Source organism: Kitasatospora sp. NPDC058170 (assembly GCF_042883905.1).
Taxonomy (GTDB): Bacteria; Actinomycetota; Actinomycetes; order Streptomycetales; family Streptomycetaceae; genus Kitasatospora.
This window is the reverse complement of the sequence record NZ_JBHVUV010000015.1, coordinates 184,339-209,450: the sequence shown is the minus strand read 5'-3', so window position 1 is coordinate 209,450 and position 25,112 is coordinate 184,339. Positions and strand designations below refer to the sequence as shown.

27 protein-coding genes are annotated in these 25,112 nt (G+C 74.2%); 9 read left to right on the top strand and 18 right to left on the bottom strand.

What is annotated here, in order from left to right:
- Positions 1 to 154 precede the first annotated feature (154 nt).
- Entirely contained in the window at positions 155 to 811 is a 657-nt protein-coding gene (locus tag ACFVVX_RS18995; RefSeq protein ID WP_387946882.1) for a hypothetical protein, read from the bottom strand.
- Positions 812 to 1,135: 324 nt separating this feature from the next.
- Here ACFVVX_RS18995 and ACFVVX_RS18990 point away from each other — a divergent pair, with 324 nt between their 5' ends.
- From ACFVVX_RS18990 to ACFVVX_RS18980, 3 genes are all read left to right on the top strand, one after another.
- Entirely contained in the window at positions 1,136 to 1,480 is a 345-nt protein-coding gene (locus ACFVVX_RS18990; protein WP_387946880.1) for a rodlet layer protein, read from the top strand.
- 86 nt (positions 1,481 to 1,566) lie between these two features.
- Entirely contained in the window at positions 1,567 to 1,911 is a 345-nt protein-coding gene (locus tag ACFVVX_RS18985; protein WP_387946878.1) for a rodlet layer protein, read from the top strand.
- Positions 1,912 to 2,095: 184 nt separating this feature from the next.
- Positions 2,096 to 2,353 (top strand): hypothetical protein, encoded by a 258-nt coding sequence (locus ACFVVX_RS18980; protein ID WP_387946876.1) that lies wholly within the window; start codon positions 2,096 to 2,098, stop codon positions 2,351 to 2,353.
- A 72-nt stretch (positions 2,354 to 2,425) separates the two neighbouring features.
- Here the strand turns inward: ACFVVX_RS18980 and hemB are convergent, their stop codons facing one another.
- The 7 genes from hemB to ACFVVX_RS18945 form a co-directional block, all read right to left on the bottom strand.
- Positions 2,426 to 3,406 carry a porphobilinogen synthase gene (hemB, locus tag ACFVVX_RS18975; protein ID WP_387946874.1) on the bottom strand — a complete coding sequence of 327 codons (981 nt, stop codon included), beginning with the start codon at positions 3,404 to 3,406 and terminating at the stop codon, positions 2,426 to 2,428.
- Between the two features lie 84 nt (positions 3,407 to 3,490).
- Entirely contained in the window at positions 3,491 to 5,173 is a 1,683-nt protein-coding gene (locus ACFVVX_RS18970; RefSeq protein ID WP_387946872.1) for a uroporphyrinogen-III synthase, read from the bottom strand.
- Entirely contained in the window at positions 5,170 to 6,180 is a 1,011-nt protein-coding gene (gene hemC, locus ACFVVX_RS18965) for a hydroxymethylbilane synthase (protein ID WP_387946870.1), read from the bottom strand. The genes ACFVVX_RS18970 and hemC overlap by 4 nt, the downstream gene beginning before the upstream one ends.
- A gap of 41 nt (positions 6,181 to 6,221) precedes the next feature.
- Complete coding sequence (locus tag ACFVVX_RS18960; protein WP_387946868.1) at positions 6,222 to 7,574, bottom strand: glutamyl-tRNA reductase; 1,353 nt, start codon at positions 7,572 to 7,574, stop codon at positions 6,222 to 6,224.
- Positions 7,575 to 7,605: 31 nt separating this feature from the next.
- Complete coding sequence (locus ACFVVX_RS18955; RefSeq protein ID WP_387946866.1) at positions 7,606 to 8,493, bottom strand: redox-sensing transcriptional repressor Rex; 888 nt, start codon at positions 8,491 to 8,493, stop codon at positions 7,606 to 7,608.
- A 101-nt stretch (positions 8,494 to 8,594) separates the two neighbouring features.
- Positions 8,595 to 9,338, bottom strand: a complete 744-nt coding sequence (locus ACFVVX_RS18950; RefSeq protein WP_387946864.1) for an exonuclease domain-containing protein — start codon at positions 9,336 to 9,338, stop codon at positions 8,595 to 8,597.
- Positions 9,339 to 9,702: 364 nt separating this feature from the next.
- On the bottom strand, positions 9,703 to 9,987 hold the full coding sequence (locus ACFVVX_RS18945; protein WP_387946862.1) for a glutaredoxin family protein: 285 nt from the start codon (positions 9,985 to 9,987) through the stop codon (positions 9,703 to 9,705).
- 130 nt (positions 9,988 to 10,117) lie between these two features.
- Here ACFVVX_RS18945 and ACFVVX_RS18940 point away from each other — a divergent pair, with 130 nt between their 5' ends.
- The 3 genes from ACFVVX_RS18940 to ACFVVX_RS18930 all read left to right on the top strand — a co-directional run bounded on the left by ACFVVX_RS18940 (position 10,118) and on the right by ACFVVX_RS18930 (position 14,134).
- Positions 10,118 to 11,110 carry an HAD-IB family hydrolase gene (locus ACFVVX_RS18940; RefSeq protein ID WP_387946860.1) on the top strand — a complete coding sequence of 331 codons (993 nt, stop codon included), beginning with the start codon at positions 10,118 to 10,120 and terminating at the stop codon, positions 11,108 to 11,110.
- A gap of 680 nt (positions 11,111 to 11,790) precedes the next feature.
- Positions 11,791 to 12,564 carry an ECF subfamily RNA polymerase sigma factor, BldN family gene (locus ACFVVX_RS18935; RefSeq protein WP_387946908.1) on the top strand — a complete coding sequence of 258 codons (774 nt, stop codon included), beginning with the start codon at positions 11,791 to 11,793 and terminating at the stop codon, positions 12,562 to 12,564.
- A gap of 268 nt (positions 12,565 to 12,832) precedes the next feature.
- The gene (locus ACFVVX_RS18930) at positions 12,833 to 14,134 is read left to right on the top strand and encodes a DUF5667 domain-containing protein (RefSeq protein WP_387946858.1); all 1,302 of its coding nucleotides are present in this window, start codon (positions 12,833 to 12,835) and stop codon (positions 14,132 to 14,134) included.
- 118 nt (positions 14,135 to 14,252) lie between these two features.
- Here the strand turns inward: ACFVVX_RS18930 and ACFVVX_RS18925 are convergent, their stop codons facing one another.
- The 6 genes from ACFVVX_RS18925 to ACFVVX_RS18900 all read right to left on the bottom strand — a co-directional run bounded on the left by ACFVVX_RS18925 (position 14,253) and on the right by ACFVVX_RS18900 (position 18,929).
- Positions 14,253 to 15,263 (bottom strand): lysophospholipid acyltransferase family protein, encoded by a 1,011-nt coding sequence (locus ACFVVX_RS18925; protein WP_387946856.1) that lies wholly within the window; start codon positions 15,261 to 15,263, stop codon positions 14,253 to 14,255.
- Positions 15,264 to 15,270: 7 nt separating this feature from the next.
- The gene (locus ACFVVX_RS18920; RefSeq protein WP_387946906.1) at positions 15,271 to 16,407 is read right to left on the bottom strand and encodes an NAD-dependent epimerase/dehydratase family protein; all 1,137 of its coding nucleotides are present in this window, start codon (positions 16,405 to 16,407) and stop codon (positions 15,271 to 15,273) included.
- 149 nt (positions 16,408 to 16,556) lie between these two features.
- Positions 16,557 to 16,655 (bottom strand): 30S ribosomal protein bS22, encoded by a 99-nt coding sequence (locus ACFVVX_RS18915; RefSeq protein WP_003948845.1) that lies wholly within the window; start codon positions 16,653 to 16,655, stop codon positions 16,557 to 16,559.
- A gap of 190 nt (positions 16,656 to 16,845) precedes the next feature.
- A complete protein-coding gene (locus ACFVVX_RS18910; RefSeq protein WP_148644250.1) occupies positions 16,846 to 17,055 on the bottom strand; it encodes a helix-turn-helix domain-containing protein in 210 nt (69 codons plus the stop codon).
- Positions 17,056 to 17,281: 226 nt separating this feature from the next.
- Positions 17,282 to 18,478: an acetoin utilization protein AcuC gene (locus ACFVVX_RS18905; RefSeq protein ID WP_387946854.1), complete on the bottom strand. Its 1,197-nt coding sequence runs from the start codon at positions 18,476 to 18,478 to the stop codon at positions 17,282 to 17,284.
- A 100-nt stretch (positions 18,479 to 18,578) separates the two neighbouring features.
- On the bottom strand, positions 18,579 to 18,929 hold the full coding sequence (locus ACFVVX_RS18900) for an HGxxPAAW family protein (protein ID WP_387946852.1): 351 nt from the start codon (positions 18,927 to 18,929) through the stop codon (positions 18,579 to 18,581).
- Positions 18,930 to 19,036: 107 nt separating this feature from the next.
- Here ACFVVX_RS18900 and ACFVVX_RS18895 point away from each other — a divergent pair, with 107 nt between their 5' ends.
- On the top strand, positions 19,037 to 19,516 hold the full coding sequence (locus ACFVVX_RS18895) for a MarR family winged helix-turn-helix transcriptional regulator (RefSeq protein ID WP_387946850.1): 480 nt from the start codon (positions 19,037 to 19,039) through the stop codon (positions 19,514 to 19,516).
- 58 nt (positions 19,517 to 19,574) lie between these two features.
- Here ACFVVX_RS18895 and ACFVVX_RS18890 read toward each other — a convergent pair whose 3' ends face one another.
- The 3 genes from ACFVVX_RS18890 to proC form a co-directional block, all read right to left on the bottom strand.
- Positions 19,575 to 20,762 carry an MFS transporter gene (locus ACFVVX_RS18890; RefSeq protein WP_387946848.1) on the bottom strand — a complete coding sequence of 396 codons (1,188 nt, stop codon included), beginning with the start codon at positions 20,760 to 20,762 and terminating at the stop codon, positions 19,575 to 19,577.
- 114 nt (positions 20,763 to 20,876) lie between these two features.
- The gene (locus ACFVVX_RS18885) at positions 20,877 to 21,530 is read right to left on the bottom strand and encodes an HAD family hydrolase (protein WP_387946846.1); all 654 of its coding nucleotides are present in this window, start codon (positions 21,528 to 21,530) and stop codon (positions 20,877 to 20,879) included.
- An 18-nt stretch (positions 21,531 to 21,548) separates the two neighbouring features.
- A complete protein-coding gene (proC, locus tag ACFVVX_RS18880; protein WP_387946844.1) occupies positions 21,549 to 22,376 on the bottom strand; it encodes a pyrroline-5-carboxylate reductase in 828 nt (275 codons plus the stop codon).
- A gap of 204 nt (positions 22,377 to 22,580) precedes the next feature.
- Between proC and ACFVVX_RS18875 the strand changes: the two genes are divergently transcribed.
- Positions 22,581 to 23,015 carry a hypothetical protein gene (locus ACFVVX_RS18875; protein ID WP_387946842.1) on the top strand — a complete coding sequence of 145 codons (435 nt, stop codon included), beginning with the start codon at positions 22,581 to 22,583 and terminating at the stop codon, positions 23,013 to 23,015.
- 123 nt (positions 23,016 to 23,138) lie between these two features.
- Positions 23,139 to 24,488 (top strand): hypothetical protein, encoded by a 1,350-nt coding sequence (locus tag ACFVVX_RS18870; RefSeq protein WP_387946840.1) that lies wholly within the window; start codon positions 23,139 to 23,141, stop codon positions 24,486 to 24,488.
- Positions 24,489 to 24,502: 14 nt separating this feature from the next.
- Here ACFVVX_RS18870 and ACFVVX_RS18865 read toward each other — a convergent pair whose 3' ends face one another.
- Entirely contained in the window at positions 24,503 to 25,030 is a 528-nt protein-coding gene (locus ACFVVX_RS18865) for a hypothetical protein (RefSeq protein WP_387946838.1), read from the bottom strand.
- Positions 25,031 to 25,112 lie beyond the last annotated feature (82 nt).

Here is a 25,112-nt window from a genome sequence, read left to right as displayed (position 1 = left end):
CCCTGTCTGGTGGGCTGGGTTTTGTTTAAAAGAGACCGGGTGAGCCCCGGTGTCCCGTCCGGACGGGACACCGGGGCTCACGCGTGCCGGAACCCCCGACCCCGGGCGGCGCTCAGCGGCGGCGTACGGCCGGGGAGAGCGGGCCCGGGCCGGGTCAGAGCTGGCCGAGCCCGGTGAGCGCGGCCTGCTGGAGCACGCCGGTGGTGGTGGCGGTCGTGGTGGTGGCCAGGTTGTCCACCGAGTCGGTGACCGAGATCCGCTCGTCCTCCTTGCCGAGGCTGGCGGTGGCCCCGGGAACCACCTGGACGGCCCCGGTGATCAGCCGCGGGTCGAGCTCGTCGACCTTCAGCCGGCCGTCGGCCAGCTGGCCGGTGCCGTCCTGGGCGAGGGACAGCGGCTTGCCGACCCCGATCCCCGGGGTGTCGGCGTGCAGCGGCGTGTTGGGGGCCTCCAGCAGCACCTCGCCGAGGTCCGCGCCCTGGTCGACCAGCGGCAGCGGCAGCTCGGCCTTGGCGGTCGGGCCGACCTTGCCGATGCCGAGCGCCGGGACGATCCGGTCGGGGATCAGCTCGCCGCCGGTGGTGCGGCCGGGGACGGCGGGCATCACCAGCGAGGTCGGGATGCCCGCGGTGACCCGGCTGCCCAGCGGGGTGAGCGGCACCTCGGCCGGCACCTGCTGGGTGGCCAGCGTGTCCTCCAGCGCCCCGACCTGTTCGGGGCCGACCGGGGCGGCCGACGCCGCCCCCTGGGAGGCGAGCACGCCCGCACCGACCGCCAGCAGCATCGCGCCGGCCCGCTTGGAGAACTTCATGCTTTTCACCGTTCTGCCTGTCCGTCTGGAGACCTCTGAGACGGCTGCGGGGAAGCAGCCGAAAGCGGACGGCTGCGGGGAGCAGCCGAAAGCACTCTGCCTCAACGAGCGACCGGGAGCCCCGATTGCGGCGGTTAACCGATTCGGCCTAATAATCCGACCGGAAAGCGTTTCGCCGACGAGCCTCCCGGACTCTTTTCAAAAATCCCCGTAACCTTCCGTGCCGTCGTTCTTTGATCTGAATGTCAGTGACGCAGACCGGGTCTGAGCGTTGAACGCGTTGTCCGCACGGAAACCAAAAGCATTTCAGAGAGGGATCTCCCCATGATCCAGAAGTCCTTCGCCGCTGCCGGCCTCGTCTCGGCCGCGCTGGCCATGGCCGCGGCCCCCGCATCGGCCATCGGCGACTCGGATGGTGCCGCCGCCTCCCTCCAGGGCAACGGCGGCACCAACTTCACCGGCACGGTCGGCGACAACAGCCCGAACTTCCACTTCCTGGACAACGCGAACGTCTGCCTCCCCGAGATCCACAACATCGCCGTGGGCGTGCTCGGTGTGGCCGTCCCGGTCGAGGTCCCGATCGCCAACAGCGGTGGCAAGCAGTACTGCACCCAGGGCCAGGGCACCCAGAGCAAGGGCGACGCGGGCGTCTCCCACCTGGTCGGCTGACCCTCCTGTCCCACCGCTCCACCGCTCCACCCTCCTGAACCACCCTTCGAATCGCTCCCCGATTCACCCCGAGAGGAAAACCGGAAATGATCAAGAAGTCCTTCGCCGCCGCCGGCCTGGCCGTCGCCGCCCTCGCGATGTCCGCGGGCTCCGCCTCCGCCATCGCCGACTCGGACGGCTCCGCCGTCTCGGCCCAGGGCAACGGCGGCACCAACCAGACCGGCACCCACGGCAACGGCAGCCCGAACTTCCACACCCTGGACAACGCCAACGTCTGCCTGCCGGAGGTCCACAACATCGCGGTCGCCGTCGTCGGCGTCGCGGTTCCGGTCGAGGTGCCGATCCTGAACAGCACCCCGAAGCAGATCTGCAACGTCGGCCAGAACACCCAGTCCTCGGGCGACGCGGGTGTCTCGCACCTGATCGGCTGATCAGGGGTCACGGCACGAGCGGAGGGCCCGGGGAGGTTTCCCCGGGCCCTCCGGGCTTGTGCGATCAATCGTCCGGACGATCCGTCCGGGTGACATGCCGTCAGCGCGGCGCGTGCGGGAGCGCCGAGGACGGTCGCGTGTGATCACGTGTAATGACCGAACCCCCCTCAGGAGAGGAAGTTCCATGAAGAGCAAGCTGGGCAAGGCCGCGCTCACCGCCTTCGGCGCGCTGGCGCTGGCGGGCGTCGCCACGCCGGCGTTCGCCCACGTCGGCCTGGCCGGCGGCGGCGAGTTCGTCGCCTCGGCGCACCCGGTGTTCGCGGCCGGCGAGTGGTGGGGCCTCGCGCACACCTCCCACATCCACGCCGGCGCCCACGGCTGGGGTGCCGCCACCTCCACCGACGCGATCGGCGGCGAGGAGGGCTTCGCCCACGTCGGCTGACCCCTCCCGGACAGCCGCGAAGGCCGGGCCCCCGCGCGGGGGCCCGGCCTTCGTCGTGCGGTGCGCCGGACGCTACTTGAGCATCGCGGCGGCCTCCAGCGCCCAGTAGGTGAGGATCTGCTGGGCGCCGGCCCGGCGGATCGAGGTCAGCGTCTCCATGATCATCCGCTCCCGGTCGATCCAGCCGTTGGCCGCGGCCGCCTCGACCATCGCGTACTCGCCGGACACCTGGTACGCCGCCACCGGGACCGGCGAGGCGTCGGCGACCTGCCGCAGGATGTCCAGGTAGGCCATCGCGGGCTTGACCATCACCAGGTCCGCGCCCTCGGCGAGGTCCTGCTCCAGCTCGCGCAGCGACTCCCGGGCGTTCGCCGGGTCCTGCTGGTAGCTCTTGCGGTCGCCCTTCAGGGAGGAGCCGACCGCCTCCCGGAACGGGCCGTAGAAGGCCGAGGCGTACTTGGCGGTGTAGGCGAGGATGCCGGTGTCCTGGTGCCCGGCCTCGTCCAGGGCCCGGCGGACCACCGCGATCTGACCGTCCATCATCCCGGACGGGCCGACCAGGTGGACGCCCGCGTCCGCCTGCACCCGGGCCATCTCGGCGTAGCGCTCCAGCGTCGCGTCGTTGTCCACGCTGCCGTCGGCCGCCAGCACGCCGCAGTGGCCGTGGTCGGTGTACTCGTCCAGGCAGAGGTCGGACATCACCACCAGGGCGTCGCCGGCCTCGGAGACCACGTCACGGATCGCCTGCTGCAGGATGCCGTCCGGGTTGGTGCCCTCGCTGCCGGTCGCGTCCTGCACCTCGGGGACGCCGAACAGCATCACGCCGCCCAGGCCCGCCTCGGCGGCCTCGACCGCGGCCTTGCGCAGGGTGTCGCGGGTGTGCTGGACCACGCCCGGCATCGAGCTCACCGGGACCGGCTCGGACACGCCCTCGCGGACGAACAGCGGCAGGATCAGCTCCGCCGGGTGCAGCCGGGTCTCGGCGACCAGGCGGCGCATCGCCGGCGTCGAGCGCAGTCGGCGGGGGCGTACGAACGGGAATTCAGCGGACACGGCTTCTCTCTCCGAACGGTTGTGCAGGGCCGGGGGCGGCGGGTGGGCCGCCCCCGGCCGCGGACTTCTCGAAACGGCAGGGCCTCAGCGGGCCTTGCGGCGCGAACCGGGCCGGCGCTCGCTGGGCCGGTAGACCGGCTCACCGGCGGCGGTCGCGGCATCGCGGCGCTTGGCCCCGAAGTCTGCCAGGGCCTGGGCCAGCGCGGCCGCCGACGGCGCCGGGGCCATCACGTCGACCCGCAGGCCGTGCTCCTCGGCGGTCTTGGCGGTGGCCGGGCCGATACAGGCGATCACGGTCACGTTGTGCGGCTTGCCGGCGATGCCGACCAGGTTGCGCACGGTCGAGGACGAGGTGAAGAGCACCGCGTCGAAGCCGCCGCCCTTGATCGCCTCGCGGGTCTCGGCCGGCGGCGGCGAGGCGCGCACCGTCCGGTACGCCGTCACGTCGTCGACCTCCCAGCCGAGCTCGACCAGGCCGGCCACCAGGGTCTCGGTGGCGATGTCGGCCCGCGGCAGCAGCACCCGGTCGATCGGGTCGAACACCGGGTCGTAGGGCGGCCAGTCCTCCAGCAGCCCGGCCGCGGACTGCTCGCCGGAGGGCACCAGGTCCGGCTTCACGCCGAAGTCCACCAGGGCCTGCGCGGTGGTCTCGCCGACCGCCGCGACCTTGATCCCGGCGAACGCCCGGGCGTCCAGGCCGTACTCCTCGAACTTCTCCCGCACCGCGCGCACCGCGTTCACCGAGGTGAAGGCGATCCACTCGTAGCGGCCGGTGACCAGGCCCTTGATGGCCCGCTCCATCTGCTGCGGGGTGCGCGGCGGCTCGACCGCGATGGTCGGCACCTCCTGCGGCACCGCGCCGTACGAGCGCAGCTGCTCGGACAGGCCGGTGGCCTGCTCCTTGGTGCGCGGGACCAGCACGTTCCAGCCGAACAGCGGCTTGGTCTCGAACCAGGAGTGCGAGGAGCGGTGCGCGACCTGCTCCCCGACCACGGCTATCACCGAGGTCGCCGGGTCCACCGGGGCGGAGACCGGCGAGGGCAGCACCCGGGCGGCCTTCAGGTCGGCCGCGATGGTGGCCAGCGTGGCGGTGAAGGTGCGCTGACGGGTGGTGGTGCCCGACAGGGTCGCGCTCAGCGCGGACTCGGGCTTGCGGCCGTTGGACACCAGCGCGTTGGCGGTGGCCGGCAGCTGGCCCAGCGTGGTGCGCACCACCAGGGTGGTCTCCGGCGCGCCCAGGTCCACCGGGCTGCCCGCGAGCAGCGCGGCGCCGTCCACGAACCGGACGTCGGTGCCGTTGCCGCCGCGCAGCGGCACACCCGCGTACGCGGGGACGCCGACCGACTGGGCGACGCCCGGGATCACCTCGAACGGGATGCCGCCGCCCGCGCAGCTGAGCATCTCCTCGGCCGCGCAGCCGTCCAGGCCCGGGTCGCCGTCGACGGTCCGCACCACGTGCTTGCCGGACCGGACGGCCTCGGCGACCAGCGCGGCCAGGTCGAACTCCGGGGCCTCGGCACCGGGGGTGTGCACCTGCACACCGGCCGGACAGTGGCTGCGCACGGCCGCGGCGGTGAGCGGGTCCGCGACCAGGATGTCGGCCGAGGACAGCACCTCGACCGCACGCAGGGTCAGCAGGCCCGGGTCCCCGGGGCCCGCGCCCAGGAAGGTGCACCGGCCGGGGGCGGCCCCACCCCGCAGGGAGCCGTCGCCCGGGAAGGGGCTGTCGGCCGGGAACGGAAGGTCGGTGGCAGCGGTGGGGCTCATCGGGCTCGCTCCCCCATGAGGGCGGCCGCGCCCGCGTCGAGCAGCCGGGCGGCGAGGGCGCGGCCGAGGGCCGTCGCCTGCTGCTCGGCGGTCTCGTCGAGGACGATCGGACCGTCGGCGGACATCTTCAGCAGGGTGGCGCCGTCGACGGTGCCGACCACGCCCTCCAGCCGCAGTTCGTACTCGTGGCCCCAGGTGGCCAGGGCGGCGACCGGTGCGGAGCAGCCGGCCTCCAGGGCGGCCAGCAGGGCGCGCTCGGCCGCCACCGCGACCCGGGTGGGGGCGTGGTCGAGGGCGGCCAGTGCGGCGGCAAGTTCGGTGTCGGCGGCGGTGCACTCGATGGCGAGCGCACCCTGGCCGGGGGCCGGGAGCATCAGCTCCGGGTCGAGGTGCCCGGTGACCTCGGCGCTGCGGCCGAGCCGGTTCAGGCCGGCCGCGGCCAGGACCACCGCGTCCAGCTCGCCGGAGGCGACGAAGCCGATCCGGGTGTCCACGTTGCCGCGGATCGCGACGGTCTCCAGCGCGGCGCCGCGGGCCGCGGCCCAGGCGTTCAGCTGGGCCATCCGGCGCGGCGAGCCGGTGCCGATGCGGGCGGTGCGCCCGGCGCCGGCCAGCTTCTCGACCAGCTCGTCCAGGGCCAGGCCCTCGCACGCCACGAGGGCGTCGCGGGCGTCCTCGCGCTGCGGGACGGCCGCCAGCACCAGGCCCTCGGGGGCCGCGGTGGGCAGGTCCTTCAGCGAGTGCACGGCGAAGTCGATCCGGCCTTCCAGCAGGGCGTCCCGCAGGGCGGAGACGAACACGCCGGTGCCGCCGATCTGGGCCAGCGCCTCCCGGGAGGTGTCGCCGTAGGTGGTGATCTCCACCAGCTCGACGGGGCGCCCGGTGAGCCGGGTCACGTCGCGGGCGACCATGCCCGACTGGGCCATGGCGAGCGCGCTGCGCCGGGTGCCGAGCCGCAGGGGCGCGGTGGCGGCCGGGGCCTGGTCGGTGAGTGGTGGACCATTCATGAGGTGATCGTCCCGGTGGTACTCGTGGGATGGCTGACGGTTCATCGGACCCCTCCGACTGCGTGGGGCCCGCCGGCGGGCTGCTGGGCGCCGACCGGGGTGCCGGAGACCGCGTGCACGGCCGCCGGGTCGAGGTCGAACAGCTCGCGCAGCGCGTCCGCGTAGGAGGCTCCGCCGGGCTCGGCGGCAAGCTGCTTGACCCGCACGGTGGGGGCGTGCAGCAGCTTGTCGACGACGCGGCGGACGGTCTGGGTGATCTCGGCACGGGAGCGCTCGTCCAGGCCGGGCAGCCGGGAGTCGAGGCGGCCCAGTTCGGCGGAGACCACGTCGGAGGCCATCGCCCGCAGCGCGACCACGGTCGGCGCGATCCGGGCGGCGCGCTGGGCGGCGCCGAAGGCGGTGACCTCCTCGGCCACGATGCCGGAGACGGCGTCCACGTCCCCGGCGCCGGGGGTGGCGGCGTGGGCGTGCGAGAGGCTCTCCAGGTCGACCAGCAGCGCGCCGGGCAGCTCGTGGACGGCGTGGTCGACGTCGCGCGGCATGGCCAGGTCGAGGAAGGCCAGCGGCGTCCGGGAGTCGCGGGCGGCGACGGCGGCGGCGACGTCCTCGGCCCTGATCACCACGCCGGCCGCGCCGGTACAGGAGATCACCAGGTCGACGTCGGCCAGCACCTCGGGGACCTCGGCCAGCGCGACCGTCCGGGCCGCGCCGGGGCCGAGGATCTCGACCAGCCGCTCGGCGCGCTCGGGCGTCCGGTTGGCGATCATCAGGTCGCCGACGCCGGAGCGGACCAGCGTGGCGGCGGCCAGCGAGCTCATCGAGCCGGCGCCGACCACCAGGGCCCGCTTGCCCGCGATCTCGCCCGCGCCGGCCGCGACCTGCTCCAGGCCGAAGGTCACCAGCGACTGGCCGGCCTTGTCGATGCCGGTCTCGCTGTGCGCGCGCTTGCCGACCCGCAGGGCCTGCTGGAACAGCTCGTTCAGGCCGCGCCCGGCGGTGTGCTCCTCCTGGGCCCTGGCCAGCGCGTCCCGCAGCTGGCCGAGGATCTGGCCCTCGCCGACCACCATCGAGTCCAGGCCGCAGGCCACCGAGAAGAGGTGGTGGACGGCGCGGTCCTCGTAGTGGACGTAGAGGTGGGAGGTCAGCTCCTCCAGGTCCACCCCGCTGTGGTGGGCGAGCAGCAGCGACAGCTCGGCGACGCCGGCGTGGAACTTGTCCACGTCCGCGTACAGCTCGATCCGGTTGCAGGTGTTCAGCAGCGCGGCCTCGCCGACGGTCGCGGTGGCGGCCGCGTCGTGCAGCAGCCGGGTCGGGACCTCGCCGGTCAGCGCGGCCCGCTCCAGCACGCCGACCGGGGCGGTGCGGTGGCTCAGTCCTACGACGAGAAGACTCATGCCCGCCCCCTGGTACCGCGGTTCTCGGTTCTCATGCCGGCATCACCGCGGAGCGGTCGCCCTCGCCGGGGTTGCCCTTGGCCTGGTCGGCGGCGTCCTTGGCCTGCTCGGCGGCCGAGCGGCCCTTGCCGGTGCCGCCGGCGGCACGGCGCAGCTTGGCGGCGGCCGCCCGGACCGGACCGGGGGCGCGGTCCAGCACCGACTCGGCGCGGTCCGGCTCCTCGCCGGCCTTGCGCTGCTCGTGGAAGGCCAGGATCTGCAGCTCGATGGAGAGGTCCACCTTGCGCACGTCCACGCCGTCCGGGACGGTCAGCACGGTCGGGGCGAAGTTGAGGATGCTGGTGACGCCGGCCTCGACCAGGCGGTCGCAGACCTGCTGGGCGGCGCCGGGCGGGGTGGTGATGACCCCGATCGAGACGTGCTGGCTCTCCACGATGGACTCCAGCTCGTCCATGTGGCGCACCGGCAGGCCGGCCGCGCTGCTGCCGACCACGGCCGGGTCGGCGTCCAGCAGGGCGGCGACCCGGAAGCCGCGGGAGGCGAAGCCGCCGTAGTTGGCGAGGGCGTGCCCGAGGTTGCCGATGCCGACGATGACGACCGGCCAGTCCTGGGTCAGGCCCAGCTCGCGGGAGATCTGGTAGACGAGGTACTCGACGTCGTAGCCCACCCCGCGGGTGCCGTACGAGCCGAGGTAGGAGAAGTCCTTGCGCAGCTTCGCGGAGTTCACGCCGGCGGCGGCCGCCAGCTCCTCCGAGGAGACGGTCGGCACCGAGCGCTCGGAGAGCGCGGTGAGTGCCCGCAGGTAGAGGGGAAGGCGGGCGACGGTCGCCTCCGGGATTCCCCGGGCACGCGAGGGTCGGCGCGCGGCGCCCTGGTCGGGCGTCTGCGAACTGCTCTGTGGTGATCGGCCGATTGCCACGGTGCTCCTGTGGGTGAAGCTGGGCTTTGGCAGCCAGGCTATGCGTTTGTGAACGTGTGCACAAAGATGGTGTCCGATTTGTCCCCGCACAGTGATGCGCATCACGCCGACGACCCCATAGCACCGGTCTCTGTCAGTACCACCGCCGGGGGCTGTGCACCACGTGGCCACGGGCCGTACGGCGCCTCCCGCCGAAGCAGCGGGACGGGCTCCCCGGACTGCCTCGACCGCGCCGGGCCCAGCCGCGGCCAGGGCACCCGGGCCGCCTCGCGCAGTGGGCCCGTCCAGTCGTCCGGCGGGCCGGACGCCGCCCGCACGCAGTACCGCAGCAGCTCGGCGGTGACGCGGGCGTCGCCCAGCGCGGTGTGCGCCGGGTACCAGCCGAGGCCGGCCGCCTCCGCGCAGGCCGCCAGACCGAAACCGGGGGCCTGCGGCAGGTGCGCGCGGGCCAGCCGCATGGTGCAGAGCAGCGGGACGGGCGGCAGCGGCACGCCGATCCGGGCGAACTCGCGATCCAGGAACGCCTGGTCACAGGTGACGTGGTGGCCGACCAGCACCCGGCCGGCCAGCAGCTCCAGCAGCGTCGGCGCGATCTCGCGGAAGCGGGGGGCGCCCTCGACGTCCTCCTGCGCTATCCGGTGCACGTGGGTCGGCCCGACCGGGCCCAGTGGGTCGAGCAGGGTGGAGAACTCGGCCTGCGGGTCCAGCCGCTCGTCGAGCAGCACCACGGCCACCTCGACCACCCGGTGGCGCCACGGACTGCGGCCGGTCGCCTCCACGTCCACCACCGCGAAACCCCCGGCCGCCGCGGCGGCGGGCATCCCTGGGGTCGGGCCGGGAAGCATGGCGGCACTCCTCGCGTGCTCAGCCCCCCATGGGCGCAAACGAGTTCGATCGTAAGCCGACGAACACGGCCGCTCCCAGGCCGATACCGGGATTCTTCACAACGATTCGGCGAACCGCCCCCGCCGGTCGGCGGGGGCTGCTGGAGCGCGTTCGGGAAGTCCTAGGGTCCGTCTTCAAGCTCCCGTTGTTCGCCCGGAGGGCGGGCTTGGCGGCGTTCGGGTGCGTGCATCGCAAGGCGGAGGAGGGAGCCACTGCGGTGGGGGCACCTCCCGGCCGAAGGCTGGGGGCCATTGGCGACTGACGACAACGCGGCGAGGTGCGTGCCCGGGCGTCGCCAAGCAGACGGGAGCTTGAAGACGGACCCTAGGCCCCCAGGGCCGCGCGCAGGCGGCGCTCGTCGACCCGCCAGAAGTCGTGCTGGCGGCCGTCGATCAGCGTCACCGGGATCTGCTCCGCGTACTCGCGGTACAGCGCCTCGTCCTGCGTGATGTCCTTCTCCTCGAACGCCGCGCCCAGCTCGGCCGTCACCCGCACGAGCACCTCCCGGGCGTCGTCGCAGAGGTGGCAGCCCGGCTTGCCGACCAGGGTCACGGTGCGGTCGGCCGGCTTCGGGCTCTTGCTCTTGTCACGTCGCAGCAGTGGACTCACCCGGCCATTGTGCGCCTGCCCCGCCCCCGGCCGGACCACCGGACCGGCAGCCCGTCGGCTACGCGCTGTTAACCGTCGGGGCACGCCGCCGTCACGGCCGGTCCCGGCCCGGCTGGCTATGCTCGGTGCCATGGCCGTGCTCCGAAGGCTCACCCAGACAAGGCGTCCCACCACCGAGCGGACCGCCCTGGCCGGCGAGGCCGCGGCCGCGGCCGCCGAGGCCGCCCTGCGCGCCGAGCCGCACCCCGCCCCGGCCCGGCCGGAGCCCCTGTCGGAGTCCCCGCCCGAGCAGCCCAGGCCCGGCAAGGCCCCCAAGGCGCCCGCCGAGAACCACACCCCCGAGCCGGACGACCCGCGCGCCGCCGCCTTCTTCGACTGCGACAACACCATCCTGCGCGGCGCCGCGATCTTCTACCTCGGGGTCGGCCTCTACCGGCGCGGCTTCCTCACCCGCCGCGACATCGCGCGGTTCGCCTGGCAGCAGGCCTGGTTCCGGCTGCACGGCGCCGAGGACCCGGACCACATGGCCGACGCCCAGCACACCGCGCTCGGCCTGGTCGCCGGCAAGCGCACCGCCGACCTCGAAGCCCTCTGCGAGGAGGTCTTCGAGGAGGTCGTCGCCGACAAGATCTGGCCCGGCACCCGCGCCCTGGTCCAGATGCACCTGGACGCCGGGCAGCGGGTCTGGCTGGTCACCGCCGCCCCGCTGGAGGTGGCCCGGGTGATCGCCCGGCGGCTCGGCATGACCGGCGCGCTCGGCACCGTCGCCGAGGCCCAGGGCGGCCTGTACACCGGCCGCCTGGTCGGCGAGCTGCTGCACGGCCCGGCCAAGGCCGCCGCGGTCGGCGCGCTGGCCCGCCGGGAGCGGCTCGACCTGGACCGCTGCGCCGCGTACAGCGACTCGGCCAACGACATCCCGATGCTCTCGCTGGTCGGCCACCCGTACGTGGTGAACCCGGACGGCGCGCTGCGCCGACACGCCCGCACCCAGGGCTGGCGGGTCCGGGACTTCCGGACCGGGCGGAAGGCCGCCCGGGTGGGCCTGCCGGCGGCCGCCGGGCTCGGCGTGCTCGCGGGCGCGGCCGCCGCCGGGGTCGCCCTGCACCGCCGCCACCGCGCCTGACCCGCCCCGGCGGCGGTCCGACGGCGGTCCGACGGTGCTCGGACCGGCTCCGCCGCGGGTCCGCGCCGCCCCCGCACACCCCGAACCGCCGCGCGCCGCGCCCGGGATCACACCCCGGCCCACCTCCCCTGGGAGGGTGACCACCCGTCAATCCCCGCGCTGACCAGGCCGCTCGTACGGGCGAACTCCCGCGCGCCGGAGGCCGGTCCGGACCCGTCGAGCGAACCTGCCAGCCAGTGACCGGTTCTGATCGTTCGCCAGCCCGGGAAAGTCAGGGGTTGCCGGGCCCCGAGACAGGGAAACCGTCCGCCGGACCGCCAAATATGTCACCCGGCGCACCCGTTCGATCACGTTGAGCCGGATGAACGATGACACGTTCGGTCAGTGTCAGCCGAATATGCACGCCATGTGGATCCCAAACGACCACTTCGACCACACGGTGTAGCTGTCATTGCACAAAGCGTTATTCTCTCCTGGATGCACGTCACCCACGCGCCCCTATCCAGCGGGCTGCGGGGCCGTGCTCTCCGCGCAGGCGGAGGTGATCCGTCCACAGTTCTGCCTCTGGGAGTCCCGTGTACCCACCCGTCCGGAACGACGCGCCTGCACCCTCCCGCCCGTCGCCCGCGCCCCTGCGCTCCCGCACCAGCCTCCGCGGCCGCCCGGCCTCCGCCCGGCAGATCTCCACCGGCCTCGACCTGTTGCGCAGCCTGCTCCTCAGCCAGCTCGCCACCTCGCCCCAACTCGTGCCCGCCGGCGCCTCCTTCGGCCAGGCCCACGCCCACCCCGGCGGCCTCGCGCTGCGCACCACCGCGGCCGGCTCCACCGGCACCGGCGCACGCGGCCGGACCGGCACCACCGGCCGCAGCCGGGCGAGGACGACCCCGAGCCCCGGCTACGAGACCGAGCACAACCCGATCATGGAGCTGGTCGAACGGGCCCAGGCCGGCGAGAGCGAGGCCTTCGGCCGTCTCTACGACCACTACTCCGACACCGTCTACCGCTACATCTACTACCGGGTCGGCAGCCGGGCCACCGCCGAGGACCTCACCAGTGAGACGTTCCTGCGCGCGCTGCGCCGGATCGGCACCTTCACCTGGCAGGGCCGGGACTTCGGCGCCTGGCTGGTGACCATCGCCCGCAACCTGGTGGCCGACCACTTCAAGTCCAGCCGGTTCCGACTGGAGGTCACCACCGGCGAGATGCTCGACTCCAACGAGTGCGAGCGCAGCCCGGAGGACTCCGTCCTGGAGTCGCTCTCCAACGCCGCCCTGCTGGACGCGGTGCGCCGGCTCAACCCGCAGCAGCAGGAGTGCGTCACGCTCCGCTTCCTGCAGGGGCTCTCGGTGGCCGAGACGGCCCGGATCATGGGCAAGAACGAGGGCGCCATCAAGACCCTCCAGTACCGCGCGGTCCGGACGCTGGCACGACTGCTGCCGCCCGACGCCCGGTGAGCGGCGCACCAACCGGGGACGCCGGCGGGGAGATATCCGCCGGACCGTCACCGTCGGTGCCGGTCCGACACGTCCGGGTGAACGGTCGGTCCGATGATCAGCCGTGCGTAACCGACCGCCCGCACCGCTCGTTGGCCAGCGTGCAAGCCTCCACCAGGCGTACGGTCAAGTCGAATTGCGACCTCTCACCCGATGGAGTGGCTTTGGCCCGCCGAGGCAACCGTCCGGCGGACCGGGGTGTCGACAACGACGAAGGGAGGTGTGGCCCGTGACGGCAAACGTGCTGGAGCACCGGCGCGCGAAGGCCTTCGCCGAGGCGCTGGAGGCCCACCAGACAGAGCAACGCGGCGCCGCCAACGCCGGATCGGCCAACACCGCTTCCACCGGCGCGGGTTCGGCCACGATGGCGGAGCTGATCGGCATGGTCGGCGCACTCGGTGCGCTGCCCGGTCCGGGGTTGGACCCGGAGGTCCGTACGGTCCAACGCGCCCAGCTGATGGCCGCGTTCGAGCAGGCCTTCGCCGGGGGGCCGGGCGCCGTCGTGCCCCGGCAGCGCCGCCACCGGGCGGTCCGGATGGCCCCCCGCGGCCGCTGGAGCCGCCGGTTCGCGATCGGCGGGCTGGTCGCCGGGCTCGCCGTCGGCAGCCTCGCGGGCGCTGCCGCCGCCAGTACCAACGCCCTCCCCGGGGACACGCTGTACGGCATGAAGCGCGGTCTCGAAGGGCTCCGGCTGGACCTCGCGGACTCCGACAGCGAGCGCGGCGAGCTGCTGCTCGACCACGCCTCCACCCGGCTCAACGAGGCCAACAGCCTGATCGGGCGGGTGGACACCGGCACGTCGCTCAGCCCGGGCACGGTCGACCAGGTCCGCCGCGCGCTCGACGACATGCACGCCGACGCCATCAAGGGCCGGGAGCTGCTGCGTTCGGTCTACCGCAGCAACGGCTCGCTCGACCCGATGCGCACGCTGGCCGGCTTCGCCCACGACGAGGACGGACGCTGGGCCGACCTGCAGAGCAGGCTGCCCGTCCAGCTGACTCCGCAGGCCCACCTGGTGGACCAGCTCTTCGACGACATAAGCGAGGACGTCGCGCCCCTGCGCCTGGTCCAGCCGCCCGCCAAGGGCAGCGGTCCGAGCGGCGGCGGGGCGGGCGACGCCGACAGCCCGGTGTCCGGCGGCAAGGCCGACACCCCGGTCGGTGGCGGCAGCGTCGCACCCGGCTCCGGGCCGGCCCCGGGCGGAACGGGTCCGGCGGCCGGTGGCGGCAAGGCCGGCACCGCCGAGCGGGCGCCGAGCGCCGGGGCGAGCACGCCCACCGGCGGCGGCGGGAGCGGCGGCCCCGCGCCCAGCAGCGCGCCGAGCAACCCCGCGGACGCGGTCGGCGGGCTGGTCGACAACCTCACCAGCGGGCTGACCGGCCCCAAGCCGTCTCCGAGCGCCGACCCGGCCCCGGAGCAGGCCCCGCAGCCGTCGGGCTCGCCCAGCGCCGCCACGGGGGCCCAGCCGGGCGTGGAGGTGCCACCGCTGATCCCGGGCCTGCTGCCCGGACTGCGGATCCTGGGAAGCTGACGCACTGACGCACGGCGGCCGCCGCACAGCGCGGCCGGCCCGCAACGGCCGAGGGCCCGGCGTACGGACGCCGGGCCCTCGGCCGTTCACCGCGCGGTGCGGCGGGGCCCGGCAGGGCTCAGAAGAACACCGAGCGCCGCTGCACCAGCAGCTTGTAGAGGGTGTGCTGGATGGTCTCCCGCACCTGGTCGGTCAGTTCGAAGACCAGCATCGGGTCGTCCGCCGCCTCCGCCGGGTGGCGGTCGGTCGGGATCGGCTCGCCGAACTGGATCGTCCACTTGGTCGGCAGCGGCACCGCGCCGAGCGGGCCCAGCCACGGGAAGGTCGGCGTGATCGGCACGTACGGCAGGCCCAGCAGCCGGGCCAGCGTCTTGAAGTTGCCGATCATCGGGTAGGTCTCCTCGGCCCCGACGATCGAGCAGGGCACGATCGGCACCCCGGCCCGCAGCGCCGAGGCGACGAACCCGCCCCGCCCGAACCGCTGGAGCTTGTACCGCTCGGAGAACGGCTTGCCGATGCCCTTGAAGCCCTCCGGCCAGACCCCGACCACCTCGCCGCGCTCCAGCAGCGCCTGGGCGTCCTCGTTGCAGGCCAGGGTGTGGCCGGCCTTGCGGGCCAGCTCGTTGATGCCCGGCAGCACGAACACCAGGTCGGCGGCGAGCATCCGCAGGTGCCGGTGCTCCGGGTGGTGGTCGTGGATCGCGACCTGCGTCATCAGGGCGTCCAGCGGGACCGTCCCGGAGTGGTTGGCGACGATCAGCGCGCCGCCCTCGGCCGGGATGTTCTCGATCCCGCGCACCTCGACCCGGAAGTACCTGTCGGCGAGCGGGCGAAGCAGCGAGAGCAGCACCTCCTCGGTGAGCTCCCGGTCGAAGCCGAACTCGTCCACCTCGTAGTCGCCGGTGATCCGGCGGCGCAGGAAGGCCAGCCCGTCGGCGGCCCGGCCCTCCCAGCCCTTGCCGAGCAGCCGGGTGGCGGCCGGTCCGAGCCGGCCGGCCAGTGCCCCGCCGACGGCGTCGGCCAGCTGGTCGGCCAGGCCGGCGGACCGGTCCGGCTCGCTCCAGCTGGGCGCGGACTCGATCGGGATGACCTTGGCCTCGCCCGTCGCGTTCACGGCTGCGGCACTCATCGCGGGTTCAGCTCCTGGGTCGGTTCGGACGGGTGGGCGGCGCGGGGTGCCCGGCGGGCCCGGGGTGGCCGCTCTGCCCGGTGTGCCGGGCGTGCTCGGGGCCGAGCAGCGCCGCCAGCCGGTCGGTGACGGCGGTGAGCCGCTCCGGCGGCAGCAGGCCGGCGGACTGCGCGGCGGCGAAGTCGGCGAAGGCCTCCGGGGTGGTGAACCGCGGCTGGTAGCCGAAGGTCTCGCGCAGCAGCGTGGTGTCCACCACCCGGCCGTGGGTCAGCAGCCGCAGCTGCTCGGGCGAGAAGTCGACCATCCTGGTCTGCCGGGCCACCGACGCCATCCAGCTGATCGCGGGCAGCAGCAGCGGCAGGGTCGGCCGGCCGAGCCGGCGGGCGCACTGGGAGAGCAGCAGCACGCCCTCCCCCGCCACGTTGACGGTGCCGGTGTTCACGGTGCCGGGCCGGGCGGCGACGGCCGCGCGGCAGAGCACCTCGACCGCGTCGTCCTCGTGGACGAACTGCAGCCGGGGGTCGTAGCCGAGGACGGTGGGCAGCACCGGCAGCGCGAAGTACTCGCCGAGCGGGGTGTCCGCGCCCGGTCCGACGATGTTGGCGAAGCGCAGCACGCTCACCGCGACGTCGGGGCGGCGGCGGGCGAAGCCCCGGACGTAGCCCTCGACCTCGACCGCGTCCTTGGCGAAGCCGCCGCCGGGGAGGTTCTTGGGCTGCGTCCGCTCGGAGAACACCGCCGGGTCGCGCGGGGCCGAGCCGTACACACCGGTGGTCGACTTCACCACCAGCCGGCCCACCCCGGGCGCCTTCTGGCAGGCGCCGAGCAGCTGCATGGTGCCGATGACGTTGGACTCCTTGACCGACGAGCGGTTGGTGGAGCCCAGGCCGGTGGCGCTGACGCTGAGGTGGACGACGGTGTCGACCTGGTACTCGGCGATCACCCGGGCCACCGCCGGGCGGCGCAGGTCGAGCTGGTGGAAGCGGTACGCGGCGGCCGGCCCGTCCGGCTCCGCGAGCGGCTGCCGGGGCGGCTGCACATCGACGCCGACCACCAGGTCCACGCCCGGGCGGCGGCGGATCTCATCGGCGAAACGGGCACCGAGACGACGGGCCACGCCGGTGACGAGCACGACCATGCCCACGGTGCTGCACCCCATTCCTCGGCCTCCGCGGCCTGCGTGCACCGTACCGCGCCGCCCTGTTCGGCCGTGAAACGACACCGCCCGCCCAGGCCACGAGGGCCTGGACGGGCAGTGGAAGCGCTTGGCGCGCGAGGCGCGGCCGGGGACGCTTACTTCTTGTTGCGACGCTGAACGCGAGTCCTCTTCAGAAGCTTGCGGTGCTTCTTCTTGGCCATACGCTTGCGACGCTTCTTGATGACAGAGCCCACGGAACAACCCTCGCTCACTGAGACTCTCGTCCGTGAGAGACGGAGTCCATACGACTGACGGAGGGCCTAGCCTACCGTCCACGCGGCCAGGGCCGTAATCGTGGTCCCCGTGACCGGGAAACTCGCGGGAAATCCACGGCAAACGGGTGCGGGGCCCACCGGCTGTGAGCCCCGCCCCGCCGACCGCGTCCTACGCGCTTTCGAGCCGCACGTAGGACTCCTTGAGGTACTCGTGCACCGCCTGCTGGGGCACCCGGAAGGACCGTCCGACCCGGATGGCCGGCAGCTCTCCGCTGTGCACCAGGCGGTACACCGTCATCTTCGACACCCGCATGACCGCGGCCACCTCTGCCACGGTCAGGAAGACGACTTCCTGCAGAGGGCGTTCGCCGGAACTCATGACCATCACCCGACCCTTACCCGTGTGCAAGGCACCGGCTTCCCCTCCGGTGACTCCACCGGCACACGTGTATCCCCAGAGTAGTTATGGGTGGTACCAGTGGGAAGAGGGAGAAGCGCAGTCCTCGTACGGTGAGAGATAGTCCTGTTGCAGTACGTAGCCGCTCACCGGTCTGTCGCAGGGGACGTGCGCATCTCCCGGCACCTCCACAACCGGGGGCCCGGGTTCAGGCCAGCAGGCCGTGGTGCGGGAAGGCGGCCCGGCGGGCGGAGAGGATCGCCTGGTCCAGCCGGTCGGCCGGATCGTACCCGTCCTCGAAGTCCCGCCAGGCCGGGCGGGCGCCGTCGGTCATCCGCAGCGGTGCCGGGCGGCGGGAGCGCCGGTAGACCTCGGCGCGCCAGGCCTCCGGGGTCTCGGTGGCCGGATCGACGGGGCGCCCGGCGGCGGTGGCGACCAGGTGGGTCCAGCTCCGGGGGACGACGTCCACGACGGCGTAGCCGCCCCCGCCGAGGGCGATCCAGCGGCCGTCGGCGAGGCGGTGGGCCTGGTCGTGCAGCTCCTCGGCGATCAGCCGCTGGGCGTCCACGGTGACGGCGAGGTGGGCGAGCGGGTCCTCCAGGTGGGTGTCCGCGCCGTGCTGGGTGACCAGGACCTGGGGGCGGAAGGCGGCCAGCAGGTCGGGGACGAAGGCGTGGAAGGCGCGCAGCCAGCCGGAGTCGCCGGTGCCGGCGGGCAGCGGCAGGTTGGCGGCGGAGCCGGGGGCGCCGGGGCCGCCGGTCTCGGTGGGCCAGCCGGTCTGCGGGAAGAGCGTCGCGGGGTGCTCGTGCAGTGAGACGGTGAGCACCCGCGGGTCGTCCCAGAACGCCTGCTGGACGCCGTCGCCGTGGTGGACGTCCACGTCGACGTAGGCGACCCGCTCGGCACCGAGTTCGAGCAGCCGGGCGATGGCGAGCGCGGGGTCGTTGTAGATGCAGAAGCCGGACGCCTTGCCGGGCATCGCGTGGTGCAGGCCGCCGGCGAAGTTCACGGCGTGCGGGGTCTCGCCGCGCCAGACCGCCTCGGCGGCGGCGACGGACTGCCCGGCGATCAGCGCGGAGGCCGAATGCAGGGCGGGGAAGGCCCAGTTGTCGTCGGTGCCGAGCCCGTGTCGGTGGTCCTGCTGGTCGGGGTGGGCGGCGGCGTGCTTGACGGCCGCCACGTACTCGCGGGTGTGCACCAGGCGCAGCGTGGACTCCCCGGCGGGGGGCGCGGCCCGGACCGTCACTCCGGGCCCGGAGTCCAGCCCGAGGGACTCCACCAGGCGCATGGTGAGCGCCAGCCGGGTCGGGTCCATCGGGTGGCCGGGGCCGAAGTCGTAGGTCGTGACGGCCTCGTCCCAGAAGAGGTGCAGGCCGCAGGGGGTGTCACGCTCGGCTTCGGGCATGGCCTCCACGGTAGTGCGTCGGCGGGGCGCGGTGGCCGCCAGGGCGCGCCCTGGCCGACCCCTGTCGCGGGCCGGTCCGACGCGACTTCGCGGACACGTCCTACGCCGGGAGCCGGCCGGGCGCGACCTGCGCGGGAGCGGCCACCGTGCCCGTGCGGCCCGCCAGTCGGCAGCCGAGGCAGTCGGGGTGGCCGCCCGGGGCGGCGGCGTCGCGGACGCGCCAGTGCCGGCGGCCGGGCGGGCGCGGTCCGGTGGCCTTGCCCCAGCCGGCCAGGTGCAGCAGCCAGGCGGCGAGCGCCGCGAGGAGGACGAGGGCGGAGCCGAGCCAGAGCCCGGCGGCCGAGCCCGCGATGAACGCCGCGCCCGCCACGGCGGACCCGAGGACCGCCACTGCGACCCCCGTCCAGCCCGCGACGGTGTGGCCCATGTCGTGATCGCCGTGTGCGCCCATGTCTCCTCATTTGGTCTGATGGGTGGGTCGCGGACGGATGGGCTCCGAGCCGCGCGGAGCAGATTCATCTCACGAGCTAAGTAACTTAGATGCTAAGGAGAATCCCTGTGGAGGGCAAGCCGCGCCCCCGGGCGACGGCCGAGCAGGCGCTGTACGCGATGGACCGGATGATCGCGCTCGCGCAGTTCGGCCAACAGGACATCGCCGCGCGGCTCGGGCTCAACGTCACGGACCTGACCTGCCTCGGCTTCGTCATCGAGGCCGCGATGGCCGACCGGCCGCTCGCCGCCGGCGACCTGGCCGAGCAGGCGCACCTGACCACCGGAGCGGTGACCGGGGTGCTCAACCGGCTGGAGAAGGCCGGGTACGCCCGTCGCGAGGCCGACCCCGCCGACCGCCGCCGGGTCCGGGTGGTGATGGAGGAGACCGCGCAGGCGCGCGTCATGGAGGTCTACGGCCCGTTCTACGGGCGCGTCGGCGCCCTGTTCGCCGACTACTCCCCCGACGAGGTCGCCGTGCTCGCCGACTGGTTCACCCGCGCGAAGGGCCTCCTCCAGGAGTCGCTGGACGAGATCCGGGAGCCCTGAGGCCCGGCGCGGTCGGACGGGGCGGCGGGGTCAGGCGGGGTCGGCAGGCCGGGCGGGGTCAGGCGACGGCCGGTTCGAGCGCGGGCGCCGGGGCGAAGCGGTCGGCGAGCGGGAGCACGGCGAGCACCAGCACCATCGGGGCGAGCAGCGCCCAGCGGTACGAGCTCGCGTCGGCGATCGCGCCGACCAGCGGCGAACCGACCAGGAAGCCCACGTAGTTGAACAGGTTGAGCCGGGCGACCGCGGCGTCCGAATCGGCCGGGAAGAGCCGTCCGCCGGCCGCGAAGACCTGCGGGATGATCGCGCAGATCCCGAAGCCGAGCACGGTGAACGCGGCGATGCCCGCCCAGGTGCCGGGCGCGGCGGCGGCCAGCGCGAAGCCCAGGGCCGCCAGCGCCGCGCCGACGCGGACCACACGGACGGCGCCCCAGCGCTGCACCGCGCGGTCGCCCAGCGCCCGGCCGAGCAGCATCGCGACCATGTAGCCGAGGTAGGAGAGCTTGGCGAGGTCCTCCGGGCTGCCGAGGCCGTCGGTGAGGTACTTGACGCTGTAGTTGGAGACCGAGGCGTCGGCGATGTACGCGAAGGCCATCGCCAGGCAGAGCGGCAGCAGCGGGCGCCAGGGGATGGACCGGGCGGCGGCCTCGGCGGCCTCCCGGACGGCGTCGCCGAGTTCGGCCGGCCCGGCGAACCTGGCGCCGGCCAGGACGGCCAGCGGCGCGATCACGGCGGCCGCCGTGCCGAACAGCAGGGGCAGGCCCAGGCCGTAGTGCGAGCCGAGGCCCGCGAGGGCGGCGCCGAGGATCCCGCCGAGGCTGAACGCGGCGTGGAACCCGAGCATGATCGAGCGCCCGTAGCGGTGCTGGAGGCCCACTCCGAGCATGTTCATACTCGCGTCCAGCGCCCCGACCAGCAGCCCGAAGGCGCCGAGCGCGAGCCCGAGCTGCCAGAGCGCGTCGCCGAGCCCGGCGCCCGCCAGGCTGAGGCAGACGGCGGGCTGGACGACCCGCAGCACCGCCCGGGCGCCGGTCCGCTGCACCAGCCGCTCGGAGGCGACCGACCCCACCCCGGCGAGGATCGGCACCGCGGCCAGGAAGACGGGCAGCAGCGCGTCGCTCAGCCCGTACCGGTCCTGGAGCTCGGGGATGCAGGTGACCAGCAGGGCGAAGGTGACGCCCTGGAGCAGGAAGGCCGCGGCGAGCGCGGCCCTGCCCGCCCGCAGCCGCGGCGGTATCCCGATACTCACGCACACCTCGCTACTGGCCGGTACGACGATGTTGGCGAGAGCGTAGGGGGTGCCGCGGTATTTGGGGAGGGGGTGCGCGCGATCGGCCGGGGCCGGCCTCGCCCTGGCCTCGCCCTAGCCGAGCAGGGCGCCGACCTCGGCCAGTCCCCCGATCAGACCGGTGGCCCCGGCGGCGGTGAGCCCCGCCGGGTCGGTGAGCGCGGTGTAGCCGTACACGTCCATGCCGGCGGCCCGGGCGGCCAGCACGCCGTTGACGCTGTCCTCCAGCACCAGGCAGCGGGCCGGGTCGACGCCGAGCGTCCGGGCGGCGTGCAGGAACAGGTCGGGCGCGGGCTTGCCGATGCCGACGTCCTGGGCGCTGAAGATCCGCTCCTCGGCGAAGTGGCCGCGCAGGCCGGTGACGTCGAGCGCGGTGCGGATCCACTCGTGGTGCGCCGAGGAGGCCAGGCAGTAGGGCACGGAGCGCTGCCGGAGCTCCTTCAGCAGCGTCTCCGCGCCCTGCACGGCGGTCAGTTCGGTGTCGAACGCGGCGAACACCCGGGCGTGGAACAGCTCGTCGAAGCCCTCCGGCAGCCTCGCACCGTCGTACCGCTCGGCGATCACGTCGTGGACCCGGTGCGCGGCGGTGCCCATGAAGTCCCGGTACGAGTCCTCGACGGTGGTGGGGTAGCCGAGTTCGGTCAGGTACTCCGCCAGCAGCCGGTTGGAGAGCGGCTCGCTGTCCACCAGGACGCCGTCGTTGTCGAAGATCACCAAGTCATAGGACATACGCCCGAGCCTACTGTCCTACTTACCGCCGGACGCCAGCTCCCGCGAACGGTCCCGGGCCGCCTCCAGGGCGCTCAACAGGGCGGCCCGCACCCCGTGGTTCTCCAGCTCCCGGATGGCCGAGATGGTGGTGCCGGCCGGCGAGGTGACGGCCTCGCGCAGCTTCACCGGGTGCTCGCCGGAGTCCCGCAGCATCACCGAGGCACCGATCGCCGACTGCACGATCAGGTCGTGCGCCACCTGCCGGGGCAGGCCGAGCAGGATCCCCGCGTCCGTCATCGCCTCGACCAGGAAGTAGAAGTACGCCGGACCGGAGCCGGAGAGCGCGGTCGCCGCGTCCTGCTGGGACTCGGGCAGCCGCAGCGCCTTGCCGACCGAGCGGAAGATCTCCTCCGCCCGCTCCAGGTGCGCCTCGGTGGCGTGCGAGCCGCCGGAGATCACGCTCATCCCCTCGTCGACCAGGACGGGCGTGTTGGGCATCACCCGGACCACCGGGGTGCCGGCCGCCAGCCGGGCCTCGAACCACGCGGTCGGGACGCCGGCCGCCGCCGAGATCACCAGCCGGTCGGGGCTGACGTGCGGCGCCAACTCCTCCAGCAGGGTGCCCATGTCCTGCGGCTTCACCGCCAGGATCAGGGTGTCGGCGAGCTTGGCGGCCTCGCCGTTGGTGGCGGTCGCGACGCCGTACTTCGCGGCCAGCTCGGCGGCGCGCTCCGGGCGGCGGGCGGTCACCAGGACGTCCGCCGGGTCCTTGCCGGCCCGCAGCAGACCGGAGAGCAGGGCCTCGCCGATCTTGCCGGTGCCCAGGAAGGCGATCTTCTGTCCGTGTGCTGCGCTGCCGCTCATGGCCGCTCCCTAACGTCCGGTACTGCGGCCATCCTCGCACCGCACCCGCGCCCCGGGCGGAAGCGTCCACCCTGCGGGAAGGCCTCGTGCGACCCGCGGAGGCCCGGCGGAGGCGCGTCCGGGACCCTAGGGAGAAACTCGGGGTTCTCCCCTATGGCCCCGCGCGGCTCCCGGGCGCACCGTGGAGGTATGGCACACGGAGACATGTCCCGACGTGAGAACCGGCAACTGGCCGTCGCCTCCGCGACGGTGGGCCCCTGGCGGACGGCCGCGGGAGTCGGTGCGGTGGTGGGGGCGACGGCCCTGGGGATCGATCTGATCACCGGGGACTGGTCGCTGAGCATGCTGGCCGGCCCGGCCGGCTGGGCGCTGTTCTTCTTCTTCCTGGTCGGCACGGTGGGCGGCCGGCTACGGCGCGACACCGGCGACCGGCGGCTGCAACGGTGGGCGGCCGAGCACCCCTGGCAGGCGGCACTGCCGGCGGCCGGCGGACTGCTCGTCCTGAACACGCTGGCCCAGGCGTTCCTCGGCGACGCGAGCCTGTTCGGCGCGTTCTTCCTCTCGCTGCTGCCGGCCGGCATCCTGCTGGCGGTCGCGGGGGTGGTGGGCTCGGTGAAGCAGGCCCGGGGGAAGGACTGACGCAGCGCCACGGTGCCGCGCGGTCCGGACAAACCGGGGTGATCCCCGCGGACCGCGCGGGCGTTCACCCGTTGGTGTGCCCCCGATCGGCCGACCGTCACTCCCCGTCGGCATACTGGCGCGATGCCGATAGCCGAAGATCCAGAACCGCGCCCCTCCGAGGGCCGGCAGCCGGCGGGGTCCGACCCCGCCGGGGCGGGCGGGAAGGACCCGTTCGCAGACCTCGTCCTCGACGAGGAGTTCGTCAGGGGCGCGGCGGTGAAGGAGCAGTCGGGCCGCACCCGGATGCTCGCCGCCCAGTGGAAGCACAGCCCGCCGGTCGACCCGGGCGGCCGCCGCTCGGTCAACGACGGCCCGGCGAAGGCCCGGCGGTTCGGCCGCCGGCCGAAGCCGACCGACGCCTGGGGCACCTCCCGCCCGCGCCGCAGGCTGGAGTGGCGGGCGCCGCTGTACGTGCTGCTGACCATCGCCGTGCTGCTCGCCGCCCTGAACATCGACGGGCTGCGGTCCTGGCACTCGACGCACTTCGGCTCCGCCTCCGCGCACCCGGCCACCGGTGGCGCGGCGCCCACCGTGGCCCCCGAGACGGCCAGGCCGACGGCCGCCCCGCCACCGGTCGACGAGAAGCAGCCGACCGTCGACCACCCCTGGGCCGGCTCCCCCGCCGAGGGCTGGCCGACCGGGACGGAGGCGTTCGTCCTGCCGCAGGCCCAGGCCACCGGCGCGTTCGGCGCCGACCAGGTCGCCGCCCAGCTGGCCCTGGTGAAGGACTACCTGACGGCGGCCAACCTGGACCCGAAGGTGGTCGCGGGCGGCCGGCCGGAGGCGGCGCTCGCGCTGCTGGACCGCGAGGAGCGGGACGCCGCCGAGGCCGCGCTCGCCAAGCCCTCGGAGCAGGCCGATCCGACCGCCTGGTTCAGCCGCTTCGACGCGCACGACGCGATCCCGGCGACCAGCACCGTCAAGGTGCAGGGCAGCATGAGCATCGAGGGCGACGGGGAGCGCGGCGTGCTGGTGCACACCGACTTCACCTACGTGTACGCGCTGCGCCCGGGCCCGGACGCCGGCAAGCGCCCCGCCTCGTCGAAGCCGACCGCCCCCGCGGCCCCGGCGCGGCCCGAGCCGGGCGGCAGCGGGGCCCCGAAGCCGGTGGGCCTGGTGGTGCCGGCCGCCGACGTGGCCGGGGACACCTGGACCGCCCGGACCATCGTGCGGCGGGCGGTGACCTTCCGCTTCCTCGACCCGGGGAAGTACCGGTCGGACCCGAAGAAGCTCGTCCTCGCGAAGTCGCGGACCCGGTCCGGCAACTCCGAGTGCGGCGTCGCCGACGGGTTCCTCCACCCGCAGTTCGAACAGTTCGCCCAGCAGCCGAACCCCGGGCAGACCGGGCCGACCGGGCCGGCCCGGGACCCGTACGACCACACCAAGGACCTGCCCGAGCGGGAGGCCTGCGGCACGGTCAGCCGCAGCTGACCGGCCGCGCCGGCTCAGCGCCTGCGCTTGGCCCGGCCCGGCGCCTTGGTGCCGGGCCGGCCGCTGCGGCCGGACTGGCGGCGCTCGTACTGGGCGGCGGCCCGCTCGTAGTGGGCCCGCTTGACGGCCTCGCCGGGCGCCTCGACCAGGCTCCGGGCGAAGTAGGCCGCCAGCGCGCCGACCCCGCCGATGATCCAGACCACGCCGAGCGACTTGTCCTCGGCCATCCAGCCGGTGAGCTGGTCCCTGCCCTCGCTGAGCAGCTTCCAGGTGCGCAGCGCGGCCAGGAAGGAGCAGATCCCGATGGCGCCGATCAGCAGCGTGTCGACGAAGCCGCCGTTGTCGGAGAGCTGGACCCCCTCGACGGCGAAGCGCAGGACGACGGCCCCGGCGGCGGTGGCCAGCAGCGCGCCGAGCGGCACGGCGACGCGGCGCAGCCGGTAGTCGCTGCCGCGGCCGACCCAGCTGGTGCCGAACCAGCGGATCGGTTCCGGCTCGGGGGCGCCGGCGGTCTTGGGGGCGGGGGTGAGGTCCTCGGTCACACGGCCGATTATCACCCGGCGCCCGGAAACGGCGGAGGAGCCGTCCCGGCAGGCGGGACGGCTCCTCACGGTGGGGCGCGGT